Origin of the sequence: Erythrobacter crassostreae, assembly GCF_019204045.1 — a bacterium.
In the GTDB taxonomy this organism is placed as follows: domain Bacteria; phylum Pseudomonadota; class Alphaproteobacteria; order Sphingomonadales; family Sphingomonadaceae; genus Erythrobacter; species Erythrobacter crassostreae.
Genome location: NZ_JAGSPC010000001.1, coordinates 232,560 through 252,678, shown reverse-complemented (window position 1 = coordinate 252,678; position 20,119 = coordinate 232,560). Strand labels below are relative to the sequence as shown.

The following is a 20,119-nucleotide window of genomic DNA, read 5'->3' as shown; positions in this document are numbered from 1 at the left end:
CGTTCCTTGATCGGGCAGACAGATTACCCGAACAACCAGACATTCATCAGACGGCCCGGTAGGGCAAAGCTTACAACACCCGGGATCATCAGCGCGCCGAGATACAGGCTCAAGATCTCTTTCTTGTGCCCCTTCATATCGCCGCGCCGCGCTGTCGCGATCAGCTTGTACGATGCCCACAGGGTCATGGGGATGAAGATGTGGATGAAGCTGAAGTTTTCTCCAGACCGGATGAAGATTGCGGACAGCGCGGTGGCTACCATCAAAGCGACCCAGATCTTGCCAAGCGCCTTGTGCATCGGGGTGCCTTTGGGCGCGAGCAGGAGAAAGCCGCCCAATGGGATTGCTGGCAGCACTGTTGTTACGTGGATGATGACAGCAAGGTGACGAATATTGGGGTGATCAGGCGCGTATCCTAGGATGCCTCTGCCCACTGCATAGAACGCTGCTAGCGTCATCGTGGTGGCCGCCAGCATCACAATTGCGCGCATCTGCGGGCTAATATCGAATGCCGGAGTTTTTTGTGGTTTGCGGCTGCTCTTTTGCGAAAATGGCAGCATGAATTTCTCGGTAAGTACGGTCATCGGTCTGTCTCCAATCACGGTTTGTTTGTGTTCGTTGGAGCCACAATGCCGTCTGCCCGTTCGCCCGCAATCGCATCTGCGCGAAAGGGTGCGCGGCTTCGTGATTTGGTCGGGAAACGGCGGATTTCCGGCGCTTTGCCACTTTACGAAGCGCGAATGGGCAGTCAGGTAGAGCGTATGGACACAGCCAAGCCCGCTCCTGCCAAGCCACTCGCCCGCAAGATTGTCATCGATCTTGTGATTATGACCGTGATTGGCGTGGTGCTGGCATTCGTAGGGCCCTTCGGCAGTTTCGCAGAGCCACTCGCCTATCGTCTGGTCGGCTGGGTCAGCTTCGCGTGGATCGGATATGCGATTTACAGCCCGATGAGCTGGGTGGTCGACCGGTTGTACGATCTGCTCGAGTTGCCGCGTCCGCTGCTTTGGGTGTTCGCAGTGGCGCTGGCGACACTTCCGATGACGGCAATTGTCTGGTCGATGGGTTTCCTGCCGAGTGCTGTGCCGTTGCCATCACTTGAACAGGCATTGTTCTCATACTTCAATGTATTCTTGGTTGGCGGCGGGATCACGGCGTTCTTCTATATGATCGAGGCGCGCAGGGATCAGACAGAAATGGTCGTTCCCGATGTTGCTCACTCCGATCCAGAGAAAGTGACGCCGCCCGGCACCGCGTCGAGCAATCCGTTGATCGCTCAGCTTCCTGCAGAACTTGGTAGCGACATCATCGCGCTGGAGATGGAAGACCACTATGTGCGGGCGCATACTGCGCTTGGGTCAGAACTGGTCCTCATGCGCCTGCGCGATGCGATGGTGCATGTGGCCGATATCGAAGGCCAACAGGTTCACCGCAGCTGGTGGGTTGCGCGCCACGCGGTGGAGGATGTGGTGCGCGACGGCCGAAATATCCGGTTGAAGCTGGCGCGAGATATGGAAGCCCCGGTGAGCCGCGCGAATGTCGCTGTCCTGCGCGACGCCGGCTGGATTTAACGCCGATACAAAAAGGCCCCCGACGCTTTTGCGCCGGAGGCCTCTTGCGACCCTGATTGGGGGGCAATCAGGGCGAAGTTAAATCACCGATCAATGATACTTGGCGTGGCTGAGATCGAAACGATCCGCGTCCATCACTTTCGTCCATGCCGCGACAAAGTCATTCACGAACTTCGCCTCGCTGCCTGCCTCGGCATAGACTTCGGCCTGTGCGCGAAGCTGCGAGTTGGAGCCGAAGATCAAGTCGGTGCGGGTTGCGCGGTGGCGCTCCGCTCCGGTTGAACGGTCTGTTCCGACATATTCCTCGTCACCGCTGCCATCCACAATGGTCCACTTCGTGCTCATGTCGAGCAGGTTGGTGAAGAAGTCCGGCGTCAGTTGGCCAGCGCGGTCAGTGAAGACGCCGTGGCTGGTATTGCCAGCATTCGCGCCGAGTGCACGCATGCCGCCTACAAGAACAGTCAGTTCAGGGATCGAAAGGCCCAGCAAGTGTGCTTTGTCGATCAGCATGTCTTCGGTGCGGACGTTCGCTTTGGTTTTGAGGTAGTTGCGGAAGCCATCGGCAAACGGCTCCAGCGGCTCAAAACTCTTGGCATCGAACTGGTCTTCGGTCGCATCACCGCGGCCAGTCGTCACGCCAACGCTCACGTCGAAACCGGCATCCTTGGCCGCTTTCTCAACCGAAGCAGCGCCGCCTAATACGATGGCATCAGCCATCGAAATCGAGCCGCGCAGCTCGTCCAGTTTTGCAAGCACTTTGCCAAGCTCGTCCGGATCGTTGGCCGCCCAGTTCTTCATCGCGTCGAACCGGATATGCGCGCCATTTGCACCGCCGCGGCGATCCGAATTGCGATAGGTCGAGGCCGAAGCCCACGCTGCTTTGACCAGCTCGGAAACGGTCAGGCCGCTGCCGAGAACTGCGGATTTGAACGCTGCGACATCGCCGTCCGAAACCTGTGTTCCGGCAGGAACCGGATCCATCCAGATCAGCTCTTCCGATGGCACTTCCGGGCCAAGATAGCGGACTTTCGGTCCCATATCGCGGTGGCACAGTTTGAACCATGCACGGGCAAAGGCGTCGTCCAGTTGCTCTGGATTTGCTAGGAAGCGTTCCGAAATCTTGCGATAATCCGGGTCCATTTTGAGCGCCATATCGGCGGTCGTCATCATGGTCGGGACCTTCTTCGAAGGATCGCGTGCATCGGGCGCCATATCGGCTTCGTCAGGATTGATTGGCGTCCATTGCTGCGCGCCAGCCGGGCTGTGCACCAATTCAAATTCGTATTTGAACAGGATGCGGAAGTAATCGTGGCTCCACGAGGTTGGGTTGTTCGACCACGCGCCTTCGATGCCGGATGTGGTAATGTGGCCCTTACCGATTTCGTCGGCGTCGTTGAGCCAGCCGAAGCCCTGCAATTCGAGCGCTTCACTTTCTGGCGAGCCACCGAACGTGTCGGCTGGTTCTGCGCCGTGCGCTTTACCGAATGCGTGGCCGCCGGCTGTGAGAGCGACGGTTTCCTCGTCATTCATCGCCATGCGGGCGAAAGTCTCGCGCATGTCGCGCGCGCTTTCCAGCGGGTCTGGATTGCCGCCCGGACCTTCCGGATTGACGTAGATCAGGCCCATCTGGATCGCGGCCAGTGGGTTTTCGAGCGCCATGCCTTCTTTAGGCTGAATACGCGTGGCGACGCCTTGATCGACCCACTGGTCTTCAGTGCCCCAATAGACGCTTTCCGGCTCAAACACGTCGGCACGTCCGCCGCCAAAGCCAAAGACGGGACCGCCCATGCTTTCAATCGCGACGTTACCGGTGAGCACGAACAGATCAGCCCAGCTGATATTTCGGCCATATTTTTGCTTGATCGGCCAAAGGAGACGGCGGGCCTTGTCTAGGTTGCCGTTATCCGGCCAGCTGTTCAGCGGGGCAAAACGTTGTTGTCCAGTGCCAGCGCCGCCGCGGCCATCGCCGGTGCGGTATGTGCCGGCTGCGTGCCATGCCATGCGGATAAAGAACGGTCCGTAATGGCCATAATCGGCTGGCCACCAATCCTGATTGTCTGTCATCAGGGCGGTAATGTCGGCTTTCAGCGCGGTGTAATCGATTGAATTAAACGCTTCGGCATAGTCGAAATCTTCGCCGTAAGGGTTCGCACTCTTGCCTTCCTCTGTGAGGATGTCGAGCTGCGTTGCCTCTGGCCACCAATCCTTGTTGGTCCGGCCCAGAAGGGTGCGCATGCCGCCATCGCCATTGAACGGGCAACCGCCACTCATTTCACCTGTCTTCGCGTCCATAATTCATCTCCTCTCGCTGTTGAGACTCGGCATGACCGAGCGTGATGGCAAGAAGATGATGGAAACGCTTTAATCAGTCCAATCGATTAATATGCGTTGATTGATTGGTTTTGACGATCAGGCCGGCACTTAAGCGGCTTGGGCGATGCCTTCGACCGGCTCGTTGCGGATCAGGTAGTCGAAGGCGCCCAGACCAGCGGTTGCGCCGGTGCCCATGGCAACAACGATCTGTTTGTCGGGAACGATAGTCGCATCGCCTGCCGCATAGATGCCCGGCAGGCTTGTCGCACCGTGCTGGTCGACGACGATTTCGCCGTGCTTGGAAAGCTCTAGCCCGCTATCGGCAAGCCATTCCGTATTGGGAACGAGGCCGATCTGAACAAACACACCTTCGAGCTCGATGGCGCGCTCCTCGCCGCTTTCGCGGTCTTTCAGGACGAGCCCGTTGGTGCGCGATCCATCGCCGGTGATCTCCGTGGTCTGACCGTTGGTCACGATCTCGACATTGGGCATTGAGCGCAGCTTGCGTTGCAACACTTCGTCGGCGCGCAGTTTGTTGTCGAACTCGATCAAAGTGACGTGACCGACGATCTTGGCAAGATCGATGGCGGCTTCAACGCCGGAGTTACCGCCGCCGATCACAGCGATCCGCTTTCCTTTAAACAGTGGCCCGTCGCAGTGCGGGCAATAGGCCACGCCTTTGTTGCGGTATTCCGCTTCGCCCGGAACACCGAGATTGCGCCAGCGCGCACCGGTCGAAAGGATAAGTGAGCGGGATTTCATCACAGCGCCATTGGCAAATGTAATCTCGTGCATGCCGCCCGCTTCGCTGGCCGGTTTTAGCTGTGTGGCGCGGGCGAGATCCATCAGGTCGATCTCGTTTTCAAGCGTCTGCTTCTTGAGATTGTCCGAAAGTTTTGGCCCTTCGGTGTAGCTTGTGCCAGGCAGGTTTTCGATGCCGAGAGTGTCTTGCAACTGGCCGCCGAAACGTTCCGCAGCGATGCCGGTGCGGAAACCTTTGCGGGCCGTGTAGACAGCCGACGCCGCGCCAGCAGGGCCGCCGCCGATTACGAGCACTTCAAATGGTTCTTTCGCAGTCAGCTTTTCAGCGGCTTTCTCGTCTGCGCCGCTATCCAGCTTGGTCAGGATTTCGGCGAGTTCCATTTTGCCGTTGTAGAAGCTTTCACCATTGAGGAAGGTCGCAGGAACAGCGAGCAAGCCGCGGTTCTCTACCTCATCCTGAAATGTGCCGCCTTCGATCAGGGTCGCGGTGATGCGCGGGTTTTCCAGCGCCATCAGGGTCAGCGCTTGCACCACGTCGGGGCAGTTGTGGCAGCTCAGTGAGAAGAACATCTCGAACTCAAAATCACCTTTGAGGCCGCGAACCTGTTCAATGAGATCGGCATCGACTTTGGGCGGGTGCCCACCAGCCCAAAGCAGGGCGAGAACAAGCGAAGTAAACTCGTGGCCCATTGGCAGGCCGGCAAACCGCACCCACTTGTCTGCGTCCGATGCGCGGCGAATGATGAAGCTCGGCTTGCGATCATGCGTGCCGTCAAAATGCGCGCTCACCATATCGTGAAGCTCGGCAATTTCGGTCAGCAATGTGCGAGTTTGCGCAGACTTCTCACCGTCGTCCAGCGACGCGACAAGCTCAATCGGCTCGCGCAGATTGGCGAGATATTGTTTGAGCTGGGTCTGCATATTGCCGTCGAGCATCGGAGTTCCTTTTGGAAAATCTGCTGTAATTTGGTGTCCGCCCAAATGCCTCTGATTAAAGGCACGGTGGGTCCGGATCTCGTCTCGCCGATGGAGGGGGAGATGGCGAAAGTGATCCGGACCCTTTTGCGATCCGAGCCGCAGGGGTGTGCTCGGACAGAGGACAGCGCGGGCGCCGATTAAGGTGAGGGGGTAAGACCCGCGCGGCCCTGAGTTCGGTTAGCCGTGAGGCTTAGATTTTGCCGACGAGGTCGAGCGAAGGAGCAAGCGTGTCGCTGCCTTCTTCCCACGCTGCCGGGCAAACCTGACCCGGGTTAGCACGCACATATTGTGCGGCTTTGATCTTGCGGGTCAGCTCGTTGGCATTGCGGCCTACGCCTTCGCAGGTGATTTCCATGATCTGGATCACGCCATCGGGATCGACGACGAAGGTCGCACGATCGGCAAGGCCTACGCCTTCACGAAGTACGCCGAACTGGTTCGACAGGGTGTGCATTTGGTCGCCGAGGAACGGGAATTGGAGCTTGCCGATTTTCTCGGAGCTGTCGTGCCATGCCTTGTGACTGAAATGTGTGTCAGTGCTTACGCCATACACTTCGACGCCCATATCTTGGAGCACAGAGTACTTCTCGCCCATATCTTCAAGTTCGGTCGGGCAGACAAATGTCCAATCCGCCGGATAGAAGAAGAACACCGACCATTTGCCTTCGATGTCTTTTTCAGTGACGTCGAAGAAGTCTTTGCCAGCCTGGAATGCGGTTGCTGTGAACGGTTGAACTGTAGAACCGATGATACCCATGGATATGTTTCCCTTTTGTGTGGGTTGAGAGGAATTGCTTGCAAGCCAAATAGTGCGTGCCGCGCCGCACAAAAGACGATTTGTGCGATTGCGAAGATCGAAATTTTCAATCAGGAAAACGGGAACAGTTTGAATTGGTTCCCCGCCAGTTTGCGGCGCGGCAATTCTTAGGCGGTAAGCCGCTTTGCCTCGCGGAAACTGATCAGCTTGCGGCTGTCTTCATCCCACAATGCGAGCCACATTGTGCTCACCGCTTCTTTTGCACTGACCCGATTATACTCAGCCAGTTCAGGGTGCGCTTTGAGCGCCGCGGGAAGGCGATAAAACGGGATGCGGCTCACCAGATGGTGAATGTGGTGGATCGCAATGTTGCCGGTGAACCAGTTCATAACCGCTGGAAGGTGCAGGTAGGAGCTGCCGGCAATCGCGGACTCGTGATAGTTCCAGTTTTCCCTCGTGTCCCAATGCGCGTCTTCAAACTGATGCTGCACATAGAACAGCCAGACACCGACAGATGCCGCCGTCAGTAGGACAGGCAGGAACACCATTGCAGTTTCGGCAGCACCAAAAGCAAATCCTAGTGCCACGAGCATGGCCGCCGTCACCGCATTGGTTGCCAGCGCGCTAATCCAATAGAGCCAGCCCGCTTTCATCAGCCCGATGGGTAGACGGTGTTGCAGTAAGAAAAGGTATGCCGGGCCAAGACCCATCAGCACGAGCGGGTGGCGGTAAAGGCGATATCCGAAACGTCCCAGTCTGCCCTTTGCGCGGTATTCTCGCACGGTCAACGTATCAACATCGCCGTGCCCGCGCGCATCCAGATTGCCAGTGCTGGCATGGTGCAATTCGTGATTGCGCCGCCAGCAGTCATAGGGAGTTAGGGTCAGCACACCGATTGAACGGCCCAGCCATTTGTTCAGCGCGTTATTTTTGAAAAACGATCCATGTCCGCAATCGTGCTGAATAATGAAAAGCCGCAGAAGCAGCATTCCAGCAAGCGGAATTAGGGCGAGTGCGATGTAATATTCGGCCTGAACCGCAAACAGCATGGTCGCCATGAGAGCCGCGAACGGCACGAGTGTCGAGGCGGCTTCCCAAATGCTACGCGACACGCGCGGAGTGCGAAACGCGGCCAGATCACGAGAGAGTTTGCGCGGATTGATTGCGGTGTCATCGCTGATTTCAGCGGTGGCAGATAGGGGAGCGTGAATTTGGGCACCTGCTTGTTTTGTCGGCGGGATTGAATTGAATGCTTTGCTAACAAGCGAAGCCTTAAGAGGCAATTGACGTTGGTAGAATGTCAGTCACCTTTGGCACCCGCTGCGATTATTTCAAAGATCTTCCGGGCTTCCGCAGGCTTCGCCGCTTCGACCGCGCCTTTTGCCACGTCTTCGCCTGACCAAGTGAGTGTGGGCGATTGATCGTCAAGCATCGCCCAATCGGGGAACAGCCTGTCTTCTACCATGCCGGAAAAAACGATGCGCACATTGGTATGGCGGTCATCGGCTGTAATCTCTTCGAAGAGCGCGTCGATGTTCTTGACCGGGCCTTCGATCAGTTGAAGGTAGAGATCGGCGCGACATACAAGGGCACCCGTGATGTCTTTGTCTGGATTGTTACGTCGTGCCTGCAACAGGATGCCTGCCAACATCGCGCGGTCGAACCCGAATGGCTGCGAGGCGTAGATCAATTGTTTGAGCATCGGTTCCCTTACCCGCACTGCGCGCGGTGCAGCATTTTCTGATCCGCCAGCACCAACGCCATCATTGCTTCGACCACGGGCGTGCCTCGAATGCCGACACAGGGATCGTGCCGCCCTTTGGTGCGGACCTGCGTTGCTTCACCGGCTGAGTTGATCGAATCCACCGGCGTCAGGATTGAACTGGTCGGTTTGAAGGCCACGCGGCACACCACCGGCTGTCCGGTTGAGATACCGCCTGCGGTGCCGCCTGCGTGGTTGCTTGCGTAGATAGGCTTGCCATCGGTGCCGGGTGACATTGCATCCGCATTTTGCTCACCGGCTAAGCGCGCTGCTTCGAAACCGTCGCCGATTTCAACGCCTTTGGTGGCATTGATGCTCATCATTGCTGAGGCCAGTTCGCTGTCGAGCTTGCCGTAGACTGGCGCGCCCCAACCGGCAGGAACGCCTGTCGCGACGCATTCAACAATCGCGCCCAGCGACGAACCGTCCTTGCGGGCATTGTCGACGAGGGTTTCCCATCGCTTTGCAGCGGCTGGGTCTGGGCAGAAGAACGGGTTATTGCCGATCTCGTCAAAATCGATTGCGGCCGGATCAATCCGGTCCCCGCCAAGTTCGCAAACAAAAGCGGTGATCGTAACTTCGGGAATGATCGCCCGCGCCACGGCGCCAGCAGCGACCCGCGCCGCTGTTTCGCGCGCGCTCGACCGCCCGCCGCCACGATAATCGCGGATGCCGTATTTCGCATCGTAAGTGTAGTCAGCGTGACCGGGGCGATAGCTTTGCGCGATTTCCGAATAGTCTTTGGATCGCTGATCGGTGTTTTCGATCATCAAATGGATCGGCGTGCCCGTTGTGACCTGCTGCCCGTCCGCATTGTCGAACACGCCCGACATAATGCGCACGGCATCGGCCTCTTTGCGCTGGGTCGTGTATTTGCTCGTGCCAGGTTTGCGCGCATCCATGAACGGCTGGATATCTTCCGCGCGCAGCGGCAATCCCGGCGGGCACCCATCCAGCACCGCGCCAAGTCCGGGGCCGTGGCTTTCGCCCCAAGTGGTAAAGCGCAAGACGCGCCCGAACGTGTTCAAACTCATGCCTGCCCTCATGTCGCAACTGTGGGCCGGTGTCCATAATCTCTGGCGCTGCGGGATCGTATGCGCCAGAAGAATGTTCAGAACAAATCGGGGCCAAGGGCGCGAACGAATGATTGCAAAGCTATCGGGGCGGCTGGATGAAACCGGCGAGGACTGGGCCATCGTCGATGTGCAGGGCGTGGGCTATCTGGTTCACTGCTCGACCAAGACACTCGCAGCGCTGGGCGAAGTGGGTGAGGGGTGCACGATCTACACCGACCTGCAGGTTTCCGAAAACGATATGCGCCTCCTCGGCTTTGCGGAAAGCGCAGAGCGGGACTGGTTCCGATTGCTGACAACGGTGCAAGGCGTGGGCAGCAAGGTTGCGCTCGCAATTCTCTCTGCGCTGTCGACCGGAGAAGTCCGCGATGCCTGCGCAGGCGGAGACGCGGCCGCAGTGGCGCGGGCCAATGGAGTAGGCCCGAAACTGGCGAGCCGGATCGTGAACGAGCTTAGGGACAAGGCAGGCGCATTGCCCGGCGGCGGCATGGCCGGAGCGGCTGGCGTCGCTGCACCCAAAGGCGCGGCAAGCGCCGATGCCGTCAGCGCGCTGGAGAACCTTGGCTTCAAACCGGCGGTGGCGGCTCAAGCTGTCGCACGGGCGCAGGCAGAGTTGGGTGACGACGCGAAAGAGGGCGATCTGATCCGGGTCGCGCTGAAAAAGGCGGCTGGGTGATGGAGAGAAAGATGCGAACCTTTGCGATGATACTGGCTCTGGGGCTTTGCGCACCCGCCGCCGCCCAAGACCTCTCAGCCTTCAAGACCGGCCCGGTTTTCGAGGACTTCGGGCCGCATGCGCCGGTGCCGGACCAAGACTTCGCGATTCCCGAAGAAACCGATCTTTACATCGCTTTTGACGCTGCGAAAGCCGCTGAAGACGGGCGGATTAACCGCACCATCGAAAGCGCGGCGCGGTTTATCAATATGCACAATGCCGCCGGAGTGGAGCCAGCGCGCATCCGCGTTGCCGTGGTGGTTCATGGCAAGGCGACGCTCGATCTGCTGACCGACGCCAAATTTGCCGAGCGCGAATTGGGCGAGGCCAACGCGACGGCAGCCGTGATCCCACAATTGCTGGATATGGGCGTGCGGATCGTGCTGTGCGGACAAAGCGCGGCGGCCAATGGTGTTACCAAAGAAGACCTTGTCCCCGGCGTCGAAATGGCGCTTTCCGCGATGACAGCACACGCGGTCTTGCAACGGCAGGGCTATACGCTCAATCCGTTCTGATGACCGAAGACGAACCCATCCATTCGGCAGACCGCCAAGCGGGCGATCCTGATCAGGCGCTGCGACCCAAAAGCCTTGCCGAGTTTATCGGTCAGGAAGGCGCGCGGGACAATTTGCGGGTCTTTATCGAAAGCGCGAAATCGCGCGGTGAGGCTATGGACCACACGCTGTTCTTCGGCCCGCCGGGGCTGGGCAAGACAACGCTGGCGCAGATCGTTGCGAATGAATTGGGCGTTGGCTTTCGCGCAACATCCGGCCCGGTGATCGCCAAGGCTGGCGATCTCGCGGCGCTGCTCACCAATCTTGAGCCGCATGATGTGCTGTTCATTGACGAGATCCACCGGCTCAATCCGGTGGTCGAGGAGGTGCTCTATCCCGCGATGGAGGACCGCGCGCTCGACATTATTATTGGCGAGGGGCCATCTGCGCGCAGCGTACGGATCGATCTGCCGCCTTTCACTTTGATCGGCGCGACAACGCGGCAGGGACTGCTTACAACCCCGCTGCGCGACCGGTTTGGAATACCGGTGCGGCTGCAATTCTACTCGCATGACGAGCTGGATCAGGTGGTGAAGCGCGGAGCCAATCTGCTTGGCCTTGAAATCGATGCGGCTGGCGCGCACGAGATCGCCCGCCGCAGCCGCGGGACGCCGCGTGTCGCGGGCCGCCTACTGCGACGCGTGCGCGACTTTGCCCATGTCGCAGGGCAGGGGACTGTGACGCGCGCAGGAGCGGATGATGCGCTCACCCGGTTGGAGATTGACCGGTTGGGTCTGGACGCGATGGACCGGCGCTATCTCACTATGATTGCAACCACTTACAAAGGCGGGCCTGTTGGCGTCGAGACGCTTTCTGCCGGCCTAGCAGAGCCGCGTGATACGGTTGAAGATGTGGTGGAGCCATACCTCATCCAGTTGGGAATCCTCGCGCGCACCGCACGCGGGCGCATGCTCAATGATGCCGGATGGGAGCATTTGGAAATGACACCTCCCAAGCCGCAGCCGCCTGCTCAAAACGGGCTTTTCGAAGGCGAAGGGTGATTCTCTAGGCACTGTCGAAGAATCACGAGCGATCCGTTTAAGGATAACGGATCGGCTAACTTAGCCTCACCAATCGGTATCAAAACGGGACAGCGGCCCTGAAATCCCACCGTTTTGCGTCGCTTCGCAGCGTTAACGCCTCTTATTCATGGTTAACCGCATTGCGGGAACGGGCGAACGTTCCGCATGACAGGCTTGGAATTGGTGAAGTTGCGGGTGGGCCGCATTCAACACCATCAGAAAGCAAGGTTCGAAACTATGTCGCTCAAACTGGCTGCTGCAAAGCTCTCCGCCGCTGTCGCGGGTGTCGCCCTTATTCAGGGCGGCGCTGTCCGTGTGGCCGAGCCGCTCAACACCGATGAGCCTCAATACACGACCAATCTCGATGGTCAGTTGGTAGAGGATAGCCGGAAAGGCGTTCCGATTGCGGAACCTCGCTACATCAAGGGGCCTCAATATGTTGAGGGACCGCAATACATTAAAGGTCCGCGCTACATTAAAACGCGCACCCGCGAATTGCCACGCCCTGAGCAGCGTCGTCGCCGCATTGTAGAGCGCACGATTGAATGTCAGCCGATTGGCGCAGGTCCGGGCATTGCTCCGGGTGCGCGCACTGTCGCTGGCAATGCTCCGCTGCCCACCGGTGCTACCCGCGCATATATTGATGCAACCGAATGTCCTCCTATCCAGCAGGTCGCTTATGCACCTGCACCGCTTCCCCCACTTCCACCGATCACTGGTGGCGGCGGCGGTGGCGGCGCACCGATCGTAGTCGGCGGGGGCGGCGGCTTTGGCGGCGGTTTCGGCGGTGGAGGAGGCTTCTTTGGCGGCTTCTTCGGCGGTGGCGGTTCGTCTTCCGGCGATGTTTCGGTTGTAAGCACCACCACCACTGGCGGTTCGACTTCGGGCGGTGAGCCCGGATCGTCGAGCGGCGACATCATCATCGACATCGACAATTCGACTTCGACCACATCTTCGAGCGGTACGATCAGTTCCTCAACTGGCGATGTTTCGACTTCGACTTCAACCGGTGAAGTTTCCAGCTCGACCGGCCAAGTGTCGAGCACATCAACATCGGGAGACGTATCGAGCTCGACCGGTCAGGTGTCTTCGAGCACTGGCGGTATTTCGAGCACGACTTCGACCACGTCCGGCGACGTTTCCAGTTCAACCGGTGCGGTTTCTTCGAGCACAGGCCAAGTGTCTTCGAGCACCGGCCAAGTGTCCTCGAGCACAGGCCAAGTCTCTTCGAGCACCGGTCAGGTTTCGAGCAGTTCGGGCAATGTTTCGAGCAGCTCCGGTAACGTAAGCAGCTCTTCGGGCAACGTCTCCAGCAGTTCTGGCAACGTTTCGAGCTCTTCCGGCAACGTTTCGAGCTCCAGCTCTTCCTCGTCCAGTTCATCGTCGAGCAGCTCGTCTTCTTCGAGCAGCTCGTCATCAGGCGGCGACACCTCAGGCGGCAACACGTCTGGTGGTAACACCTCCGGCGGCAACACGTCGGGCGGTCATCCAGGTGACACATCGGGCGGCAACACTTCTGGCGGTTCGTCGGGCAGTTCTTCGTCGTCTAGCTCATCTTCATCTTCGAGCAGCAGCTCGTCGGGTGGATCAAGCGGCGGCAACACTTCAGGCGGCAACACCTCCGGCGGCGCAACCTCGACTGGCGGATCCTCCAGCAGCTCGTCATCAAGCTCCGGCTCTTCGAGCAGCTCGTCTTCGGGTGGTAACACTTCAGGCGGCAACACCTCGGGTGGCGCGACTTCGACCGGCGGCTCTTCGTCAAGCAGCTCTTCGTCTTCTTCGTCGAGCTCTAGCTCGTCTTCGGGCGGTGCGACCAGCGGCGGAACTTCGGGTGATATGACCAGCAGCACCAGCTCCTCGTCGTCTTCATCGTCTAGCTCTTCGTCCAGCTCGTCTTCGGGTTCGTCGGGCAGCAGCGGTTCTTCCGGCTCGTCGTCGTCCTCTTCGAGCTCCAGCTCATCGAGCAGCTCGTCATCTTCAGGCGGCACAAGCGGCACCACCAGCGGCACCGAAGTACCGGCACCGCCAATGATGGCACTATTTGGCCTTGCAGCAGCAGCGATCCTCGGTCGCCGCAAGTTCAAGGTGAAGAAAGACGCGTAAGCGTTAGGCCTTCCAGCCAAACAAAAAGGGCGGCTTCGCACAACGCGGAGCCGCCCTTTTGCTTTTGGATTTAGCGATCAATTCGCTTCGGCGGTTACCCAATCGATTGAAGTGGTCTTCATCGTACCGTCAAGCTCCCAGATATTGGTGTAGCCATAGCCGTAGAGGTTGATGAAGGTCGGAATGTTGAGCGCCAGCGTTGCGATCTTGGTCCGTACGGGCGGAGCATCGTCGACGAAGTTGTTGTTGCAATAGATCAGGATCGGCCGGCCAGAATTCTCGCCGATCACCTTTGCTAGACTGGTGCTGGTGAAATCTGAGAACGGAAGGTTCACAGCGCCTTTGATATGGCCTGCCTCGAAAGCAGCGGCGGAACGAGTGTCAAGAATGAGGGCATCTTTCGCCGAAGCCATCTCAAAGAATGCATCTTTGCCGAGCAGCCTTGTCTGCCGATACGGGCTGACCTCTTCGACCAGACCTTCAAAACCTGCGTAATCGATCTGCGGATTGGTCGGTGCGGATTGCTGGTCCTGTGCGAATACCGGCGACGCGTAAACGGCGAGCGCAATGGCTGCTGATGTCAAATAGGTTTGGAGCATTGGTGCCTCTCTTCAATACTTGAGAGGCATTATCGCTTTCATTGCATGACGCGGGGATGAACTTGGACCGCGTTGCTATTGGGTCGGGCTACCGGCCTCAACCCAAGCGATGTAACCACCGGCAAGGTGGGCGGCAGGTTCTCCAGTATGCCGGGCGAGTTTCTCTGCCGCGATCGCAGAACGACGGCCCGAGCGACAATAGAGCACCACCGTCATATACGGCGACATCTTAATCTTCGATGGGTCGAACTCGTCCAAAGGCATGTGCTCTGCTCCGGGTATCATCCCGTCTGCAACTTCTTCTGCCGTACGAACATCAATGATGGTCGCATGCCCGGACTCTATATACATCCCCAACTCTTCTGGCGTCATCTCCCAAACGAGCGATTCATTCTCTTCGGTAGGATATGCCTCGGATTTGTCCGACTGCTGAGTGGCTTGCTTGGCTGACGCCAATTCAAATCCCGGTGGAGCGCTCGGCGTATCGCTATCTTCGCTGTCGCTGGGCGCGCAGGCACAAAGCCCGAGCGCCGCAGCGACAGTTAAAGAAAAGCGAAGGTCGATCATCAAAGGGACCTTACGCCGCGAGCTTACGCAGAACGTAATGGAGAATGCCGCCATTGCGGTAATATTCCATCTCGTTTGCGGTATCGATGCGGCACAGAGCGGTGAAGGTGAAAGTCGTTCCATCACCGCGGGTAACTGCGATCTCGATGTCTTGGCCCGGTGTCAGTTCGCCAAGACCCAGAATCGAAAATGAGCAATCCGGATCAAGGTTCAAAGTTTCGCGCGTATCGCCGCCTTTGAATTGCAGCGGCAGCACACCCATACCGACCAGGTTCGAACGGTGAATACGCTCAAAGCTCTCAACGATGACCGCGCGCACGCCGAGCAGGATAGTGCCCTTCGCTGCCCAGTCACGGCTGGAGCCGGTGCCGTATTCCTTGCCGCCGACAACGATCAATGGCGTGCCGTCCGCCTTATGCTTCATGGCCGCGTCATAGATCGGCATTTGCTCGCCGTTATACGTGGTTTCGCCGCCTTCTACGCCGGGGACCATTTCGTTCTTGATGCGGATATTGGCAAAGGTGCCGCGCATCATCACATCATGGTTGCCGCGGCGTGATCCGTAGGAGTTAAAGTCCTTTTTCGCGACCTGATTGCTGTTCAGGTAAGAACCGGCAGGCGAGTCTTCCTTGATCGCGCCAGCTGGTGAGATGTGATCGGTCGTCACGGAATCGCCGAGGATCGCCAGCGGTTTTGCGCCTTCGATATCGGCGATCGGAGCAGGCTCCATGCCCATACCTTCGAAGTATGGCGGGTTGGCGATGTAGGTGCTGCCTGCGCGCCACTGATAGGTGTCAGATGGCTCGACAGTGATGGCCTGCCAGTGCTCATCGCCGTCATAGACGTTGGCATAACGGTCCACGAACATCGAACGGTCGATATTGGCGGCACGATTTTCCGCGACTTCGGCATTGGTCGGCCACAGATCGGCGAGCATCACGTCATTGCCATCTTGGTCCTGACCAAGCGGTGTAGTTGTGATGTCTTCGGTAACGGTGCCCAACAGCGCATAAGCGACCACGAGTGGCGGCGAAGCGAGGAAGTTGGCGCGCACGTCTTGAGATACGCGGCCTTCAAAGTTGCGGTTGCCCGAAAGGACAGATGCGGCGACGATATCGTTGCCGTTGATCGCTTTGCTGATCGGCGCGGCCAGCGGGCCGGAGTTACCGATACAGGTGGTGCAGCCATATCCGACAAGGTCGAACCCGATCGCGTCGAGATCAGCCTGAAGGCCCGATTTCACGAGGTAGTCGGTGACCACCTGCGACCCCGGTGCGAGCGATGTCTTCACCCATGGTTTCGGCTTGAGGCCTTTTTCGACCGCCTTCTTGGCAACCAGACCGGCAGCGATCAGGACATCGGGGTTCGATGTGTTGGTGCAGCTGGTGATCGCGGCGATTACAACGTCGCCGTCGCCAATGTCGTGGTCTTTGCCATCGACTGCGGCCCGAACCGGGCCTGCTTTTTTGTAAACGCTCGCGAGTTCGCCGTTGAACAGCTCGTCCACTTCGGGAAGGATCACGCGGTCTTGCGGGCGCTTTGGCCCGGCGAGGCTTGGCACAACAGATGTCATGTCGAGCTCAAGCGTGTTCGAGAAGATCGGCTCATGCGCCGGATCGAACCACATGCCTTGCTCTTTCGCATAGGCTTCTACCAAAGCGAGGTTTTCTTCGCTGCGACCGGTCAGGCGCATGTAATCGATGGTCTTGTCATCGATGCCGAAGAAGCCGCAGGTCGCGCCGTATTCCGGAGCCATGTTGGCGATGGTCGCACGGTCAGCGAGGGTCAGATTGGCAACGCCTTCGCCGTAGAATTCGACGAAACGGCCAACCACGCCGACTTCGCGAAGCATCTGGACGCAGGTCAACACGAGGTCAGTCGCGGTGACGCCTTCGGCCATCGCGCCGGTAAGTTTGAAGCCGACGACTTCCGGGATCAGCATGGAGATCGGCTGGCCAAGCATCGCAGCCTCGGCTTCGATCCCGCCAACGCCCCAGCCCAGAACACCCAGACCGTTGATCATGGTGGTGTGGCTATCGGTGCCGACGCAGGTGTCCGGATAGGCGACCATTTGGCCGTTTTCGTCTTTGCTCGACCAGATGCCCTGCGCGATGTGCTCGAGGTTCACCTGGTGGCAGATGCCGGTGCCGGGAGGCACGGCGGAGAAGTTTTCGAAGCTTTTCGATCCCCATTTGAGGAAGTCGTAACGCTCGGCATTGCGCTCATATTCAAGCGCCATGTTGGCTTCCATCGCTTTCGGATGGCCGAATTCGTCAACCATAACAGAGTGATCGATTACGAGGTTTACGGGAACCTGCGGGTTGATCTTGGCCGTGTCCCCGCCAAGCTCTTTGATCGCGTCGCGCATTGCGGCGAGATCGACAACGCAAGGCACGCCAGTGAAATCTTGCAGCAGAACGCGGGCAGGGCGGTACTGGATTTCATTGCCGGTGACCGGATTTTTCTGCCAATCGACGATGGCTTGGGCATGTTCTTTGCCAACAGTGAAGCCTTCGTCTTCAAAGCGAAGCATGTTTTCCAGCAGCACTTTCATCGAGTTGGGCAGCTTTGAAACATCGCCCAGCTGCTCAGCCGCTTTGGCGAGCGAGTAATAGGCGTAATCGGTGCCGTTCACTGAAAGTGTGGAGCGGGTGGCTAGCGTGTCCTTGCCGGTTGCTGTCATCGGGATATCCCATCCTTGTGTGAAGTCCCGCAGCGGCTTCAGCCAGAGCGGGAAAGGAGTCCGGAATCGCGCACGATCCAGACCGTTAAATCTGTGAGCAGCACCTGCTAGTTTGAGTGCGCCTCGTCAAGGCTTTGCCCGCTCTTGCGAGTCGCTTTCGATTAGAGAATTACGAGGCCGTAGCGGCAAGCCGTTCGCGCGGTCCACGCGCAGCGATCCAACAGCCTGTCACGATCAACGCAGTTCCGGCGATTGTTGGCAGGGTAACGGGCTCTTTAAAGAATGCCCAGCCGAGCACGCTCGCCCATAGAAACCCCGTATATTCAATCGGAACCAGAGCCTGCGCCTCAGCGCGGGCATAGGCCCATGCAATCGCCATCGCACCCATCACCGTCAGCGCGCCCGCCGCAGCGATTGCCCAAAGTGCACCGGTTTCCGGAATTGTGCCAAAAAATGGCGCGAGGAGTAGCAGCACCGCTCCGCCAACCCCGCTGTGAAAGGTCGCGATCTCCACCGGCCCGGCAAGCTGACTTTGTTTGCGGATCACCACAAAGTTGTAAGCATAGAGCAGCGCGGAGAATGTCAGCGCGCCAAGGCCCATAAGCACATCATCGGACACTTCCTCACGCCCGAGCCTGCCCGATATAATCACAATGGTGCCAGCGAACCCAAGGATGCTGGCAAAGATCGCTTTGCGCTGGATGACTTCGCCAAGCATGATGCGCGCTAAATAGAGGGCAATCAAAGGCGCTACGAAACTGATCGCAATGGCTTCTGCGAGCGGCAGTTTGGTGAGAGCAAAAAAGAAACTGAGCGCCATGAATGCCGATATTATACCGCGTTCGATATGCAGCTTCATCACACTGCGTGTGGGCCAGCCTTTGCGTTGGGCTAGAAAAAACGGCGCGATAATCGCCGCCCCGAACAGCGATCGCAGCACGGTCGCCGTGTAGGTGCCGGTGGCCAGCGCGGCCTCTTTCATAAAAGCGTCCATCAATGACAAAAAGCCAACCCCGGCGGCTGCCGCAATGAATGGCATCAGCCGGGAATAGGAGGTTGGCGGTGTGGACATCGTGCCGCGCCTTTAGGCGGTCTTCGACCCTGCGTCACGCGTACCATGTGATCCAGCGTTGTAAATTCATCAGCCAGAAAGCGATGTTGGTTGATAGAAGGCACGAAGCAGGGGTATAGTTACCGCACTTTGATGCAGCCGCTGCGCGCGGCATATGGGACAATAGAGGCATTCATGGTCAAAATTTTCGGCAAATTGGCATGCGGCGTTGCGGCTACGGCTTTGTTTTCAACCGGCGCGTTGGCGCAGGATGAGGCGAGCACGGAGGCTGCGAGTGATGCTCAAAGCGTTCCTAGCGAAGCCGATGCCAGCTTTGATGAAGCATTTCCGCAGATGGTCACTGGCGAAGTGGTGCAGGGCGGCCTCGACGCACCTGGCCCGTTGGTTCAGCAATGGGATCTGGACGCGGTCACTGATTTGATCGGAGTGATCGAAAATATCGCTGCAGAGGGTCTCGATCCGCGTGATTACGACCTTCAGGCGCTGAAAGTGTCGATGCGCTCGGGCCTGTCCGAAGAGCTGAGCGATATTGCATCGAAGAATTTCGTTTGGCTGGTTGAGGATTTGCGCGATGGCCGTACGCCCATGGACGCGCGCAAACAGTGGTTTGTCGTCGATCCAGACCGCGACAATTTTCGCACCGGCGATCTGCTGACCCAGGCAATGGCGAGCGGTGATGTTTCCGGCACTTTGGCCAGCCTCAACCCATCTCACAAGGATTATGCGCGGCTCAAACAAGAGCTTGCCGATACTCCTGCAACGGAGACAAAAAAGCGCAAGCTGATCCGCGCCAATATGGACCGCTGGCGCTGGCTCGCGCGCGATCTGGGCACGAAATATCTGATCACCAACGTGCCGGAGTATCAACTGCGCGTGACGGTGGGTGACAAGATCATCAAAAGCTATCGCACCATTGTTGGCAAACCGGGGCGCACCGCGACCCCGCAGCTGGCTGAGGAAGTGTCAGGTGTGGTCTTCAATCCGACATGGACAGTGCCGCAGAGCATTGTGAAGGGCGAAGGGCTGGGCCAGCGTGTGCTCAACAACCCTGCTTGGGCAAAGGCCAAAGGCTATAAGGCAACCAAAGGCGCGAATGGCTGGATCAGCGTTGTCCAGCAACCTGGGCCGACCAATTCGCTTGGCCGGATGAAGCTTGAAATGCCTAACCCGCATGCGATTTTCTTCCATGACACGCCTTCACGCGGCCTGTTCAAAAACGCCAATCGCGCGCTTTCGCATGGCTGTATCCGCACCGAAAACGCGCTCGAAGTGGCGATGATGGTGGCGATCTTGGGCAAAGGCGCGAGCAAGGAAGAGGCAGTCGAAATCGCGACCTCCGGCAAATACACCAAGGTGATGCTGGAGAAGGACAAGAAGATCCCCGCCTACATCACCTATTTCACGCTCGCGACGAACATCGATGGTGAAATGGAGCAGTTCAAGGACATCTATGGCCGCGACGCGCCGGTTCTGGCGAGCCTCGATAAACCACGCGAAGGCAATCGCAGCAATGTGATCGATGATGAGGTTATCGTGATCGAGGACGATCCGCGGGTCGGGGGTTAAGCTTCCACCAAAGGATCAAGGC

The 20,119-nt window shown here is 58.4% G+C and carries 20 protein-coding genes; 5 read left to right on the top strand and 15 right to left on the bottom strand.

The window, feature by feature from the left end; translation table 11 throughout:
* Nucleotides 1-23: 23 nt before the first annotated feature.
* Nucleotides 24-584 (bottom strand): DUF2306 domain-containing protein, encoded by a 561-nt coding sequence (locus KCG46_RS01255; RefSeq protein ID WP_255551709.1) that lies wholly within the window; start codon nt 582-584, stop codon nt 24-26.
* 45 nt (nt 585-629) lie between these two features.
* Between KCG46_RS01255 and KCG46_RS01250 the strand changes: the two genes are divergently transcribed.
* Nucleotides 630-1,571, top strand: a complete 942-nt coding sequence (locus KCG46_RS01250; RefSeq protein ID WP_255551708.1) for a LytTR family DNA-binding domain-containing protein — start codon at nt 630-632, stop codon at nt 1,569-1,571.
* Nucleotides 1,572-1,661: 90 nt separating this feature from the next.
* Here KCG46_RS01250 and katG read toward each other — a convergent pair whose 3' ends face one another.
* From katG to aroC, 6 genes are all read right to left on the bottom strand, one after another.
* Nucleotides 1,662-3,863, bottom strand: a complete 2,202-nt coding sequence (gene katG, locus KCG46_RS01245; protein ID WP_218403549.1) for a catalase/peroxidase HPI — start codon at nt 3,861-3,863, stop codon at nt 1,662-1,664.
* A 129-nt stretch (nt 3,864-3,992) separates the two neighbouring features.
* A complete protein-coding gene (gene ahpF, locus KCG46_RS01240; RefSeq protein ID WP_218403548.1) occupies nt 3,993-5,582 on the bottom strand; it encodes an alkyl hydroperoxide reductase subunit F in 1,590 nt (529 codons plus the stop codon).
* A 232-nt stretch (nt 5,583-5,814) separates the two neighbouring features.
* The gene (gene ahpC / locus KCG46_RS01235) at nt 5,815-6,381 is read right to left on the bottom strand and encodes an alkyl hydroperoxide reductase subunit C (RefSeq protein ID WP_218403547.1); all 567 of its coding nucleotides are present in this window, start codon (nt 6,379-6,381) and stop codon (nt 5,815-5,817) included.
* 167 nt (nt 6,382-6,548) lie between these two features.
* Nucleotides 6,549-7,664 (bottom strand): fatty acid desaturase, encoded by a 1,116-nt coding sequence (locus tag KCG46_RS01230; protein ID WP_255551707.1) that lies wholly within the window; start codon nt 7,662-7,664, stop codon nt 6,549-6,551.
* Nucleotides 7,665-7,681: 17 nt separating this feature from the next.
* Nucleotides 7,682-8,083 (bottom strand): BLUF domain-containing protein, encoded by a 402-nt coding sequence (locus KCG46_RS01225; RefSeq protein ID WP_218403546.1) that lies wholly within the window; start codon nt 8,081-8,083, stop codon nt 7,682-7,684.
* A gap of 8 nt (nt 8,084-8,091) precedes the next feature.
* On the bottom strand, nt 8,092-9,177 hold the full coding sequence (aroC, locus tag KCG46_RS01220) for a chorismate synthase (protein ID WP_218403545.1): 1,086 nt from the start codon (nt 9,175-9,177) through the stop codon (nt 8,092-8,094).
* A gap of 109 nt (nt 9,178-9,286) precedes the next feature.
* Here aroC and ruvA point away from each other — a divergent pair, with 109 nt between their 5' ends.
* The 3 genes from ruvA to ruvB are packed head-to-tail and all read left to right on the top strand — an operon-like array spanning nt 9,287 to nt 11,486.
* A complete protein-coding gene (ruvA, locus tag KCG46_RS01215; RefSeq protein ID WP_218403544.1) occupies nt 9,287-9,892 on the top strand; it encodes a Holliday junction branch migration protein RuvA in 606 nt (201 codons plus the stop codon).
* Nucleotides 9,892-10,446 carry a DsrE family protein gene (locus KCG46_RS01210; protein ID WP_255551706.1) on the top strand — a complete coding sequence of 185 codons (555 nt, stop codon included), beginning with the start codon at nt 9,892-9,894 and terminating at the stop codon, nt 10,444-10,446. The genes ruvA and KCG46_RS01210 overlap by 1 nt, the downstream gene beginning before the upstream one ends.
* A complete protein-coding gene (gene ruvB, locus KCG46_RS01205) occupies nt 10,446-11,486 on the top strand; it encodes a Holliday junction branch migration DNA helicase RuvB (protein WP_218403543.1) in 1,041 nt (346 codons plus the stop codon). The genes KCG46_RS01210 and ruvB overlap by 1 nt, the downstream gene beginning before the upstream one ends.
* Nucleotides 11,487-12,184: 698 nt before the next feature.
* Here the strand turns inward: ruvB and KCG46_RS01200 are convergent.
* The 8 genes from KCG46_RS01200 to KCG46_RS01165 all read right to left on the bottom strand — a co-directional run bounded on the left by KCG46_RS01200 (nt 12,185) and on the right by KCG46_RS01165 (nt 18,498).
* A complete protein-coding gene (locus KCG46_RS01200; RefSeq protein ID WP_218403542.1) occupies nt 12,185-12,553 on the bottom strand; it encodes a hypothetical protein in 369 nt (122 codons plus the stop codon).
* Nucleotides 12,554-12,586: 33 nt separating this feature from the next.
* Nucleotides 12,587-12,742: a hypothetical protein gene (locus KCG46_RS01195; protein WP_218403541.1), complete on the bottom strand. Its 156-nt coding sequence runs from the start codon at nt 12,740-12,742 to the stop codon at nt 12,587-12,589.
* Nucleotides 12,743-12,745: 3 nt separating this feature from the next.
* On the bottom strand, nt 12,746-12,982 hold the full coding sequence (locus KCG46_RS01190; RefSeq protein WP_218403540.1) for a hypothetical protein: 237 nt from the start codon (nt 12,980-12,982) through the stop codon (nt 12,746-12,748).
* Nucleotides 12,983-12,991: 9 nt separating this feature from the next.
* The gene (locus tag KCG46_RS01185; protein WP_218403539.1) at nt 12,992-13,591 is read right to left on the bottom strand and encodes a hypothetical protein; all 600 of its coding nucleotides are present in this window, start codon (nt 13,589-13,591) and stop codon (nt 12,992-12,994) included.
* Between the two features lie 96 nt (nt 13,592-13,687).
* Nucleotides 13,688-14,194, bottom strand: a complete 507-nt coding sequence (locus KCG46_RS01180) for a rhodanese-like domain-containing protein (RefSeq protein ID WP_218403538.1) — start codon at nt 14,192-14,194, stop codon at nt 13,688-13,690.
* Between the two features lie 90 nt (nt 14,195-14,284).
* On the bottom strand, nt 14,285-14,776 hold the full coding sequence (locus KCG46_RS01175; RefSeq protein WP_218403537.1) for a rhodanese-like domain-containing protein: 492 nt from the start codon (nt 14,774-14,776) through the stop codon (nt 14,285-14,287).
* A 10-nt stretch (nt 14,777-14,786) separates the two neighbouring features.
* On the bottom strand, nt 14,787-17,459 hold the full coding sequence (gene acnA / locus KCG46_RS01170) for an aconitate hydratase AcnA (protein WP_218403536.1): 2,673 nt from the start codon (nt 17,457-17,459) through the stop codon (nt 14,787-14,789).
* 169 nt (nt 17,460-17,628) lie between these two features.
* Nucleotides 17,629-18,498 carry a DMT family transporter gene (locus KCG46_RS01165; RefSeq protein WP_255551878.1) on the bottom strand — a complete coding sequence of 290 codons (870 nt, stop codon included), beginning with the start codon at nt 18,496-18,498 and terminating at the stop codon, nt 17,629-17,631.
* A 207-nt stretch (nt 18,499-18,705) separates the two neighbouring features.
* On the opposite strand from KCG46_RS01165, the gene KCG46_RS01160 reads away from it, so the two are divergent.
* Nucleotides 18,706-20,097, top strand: coding sequence for a L,D-transpeptidase family protein (locus KCG46_RS01160; RefSeq protein WP_218403534.1), 1,392 nt, complete (start codon nt 18,706-18,708; stop codon nt 20,095-20,097).
* The last annotated feature ends 22 nt before the right edge of the window (nt 20,098-20,119 follow it).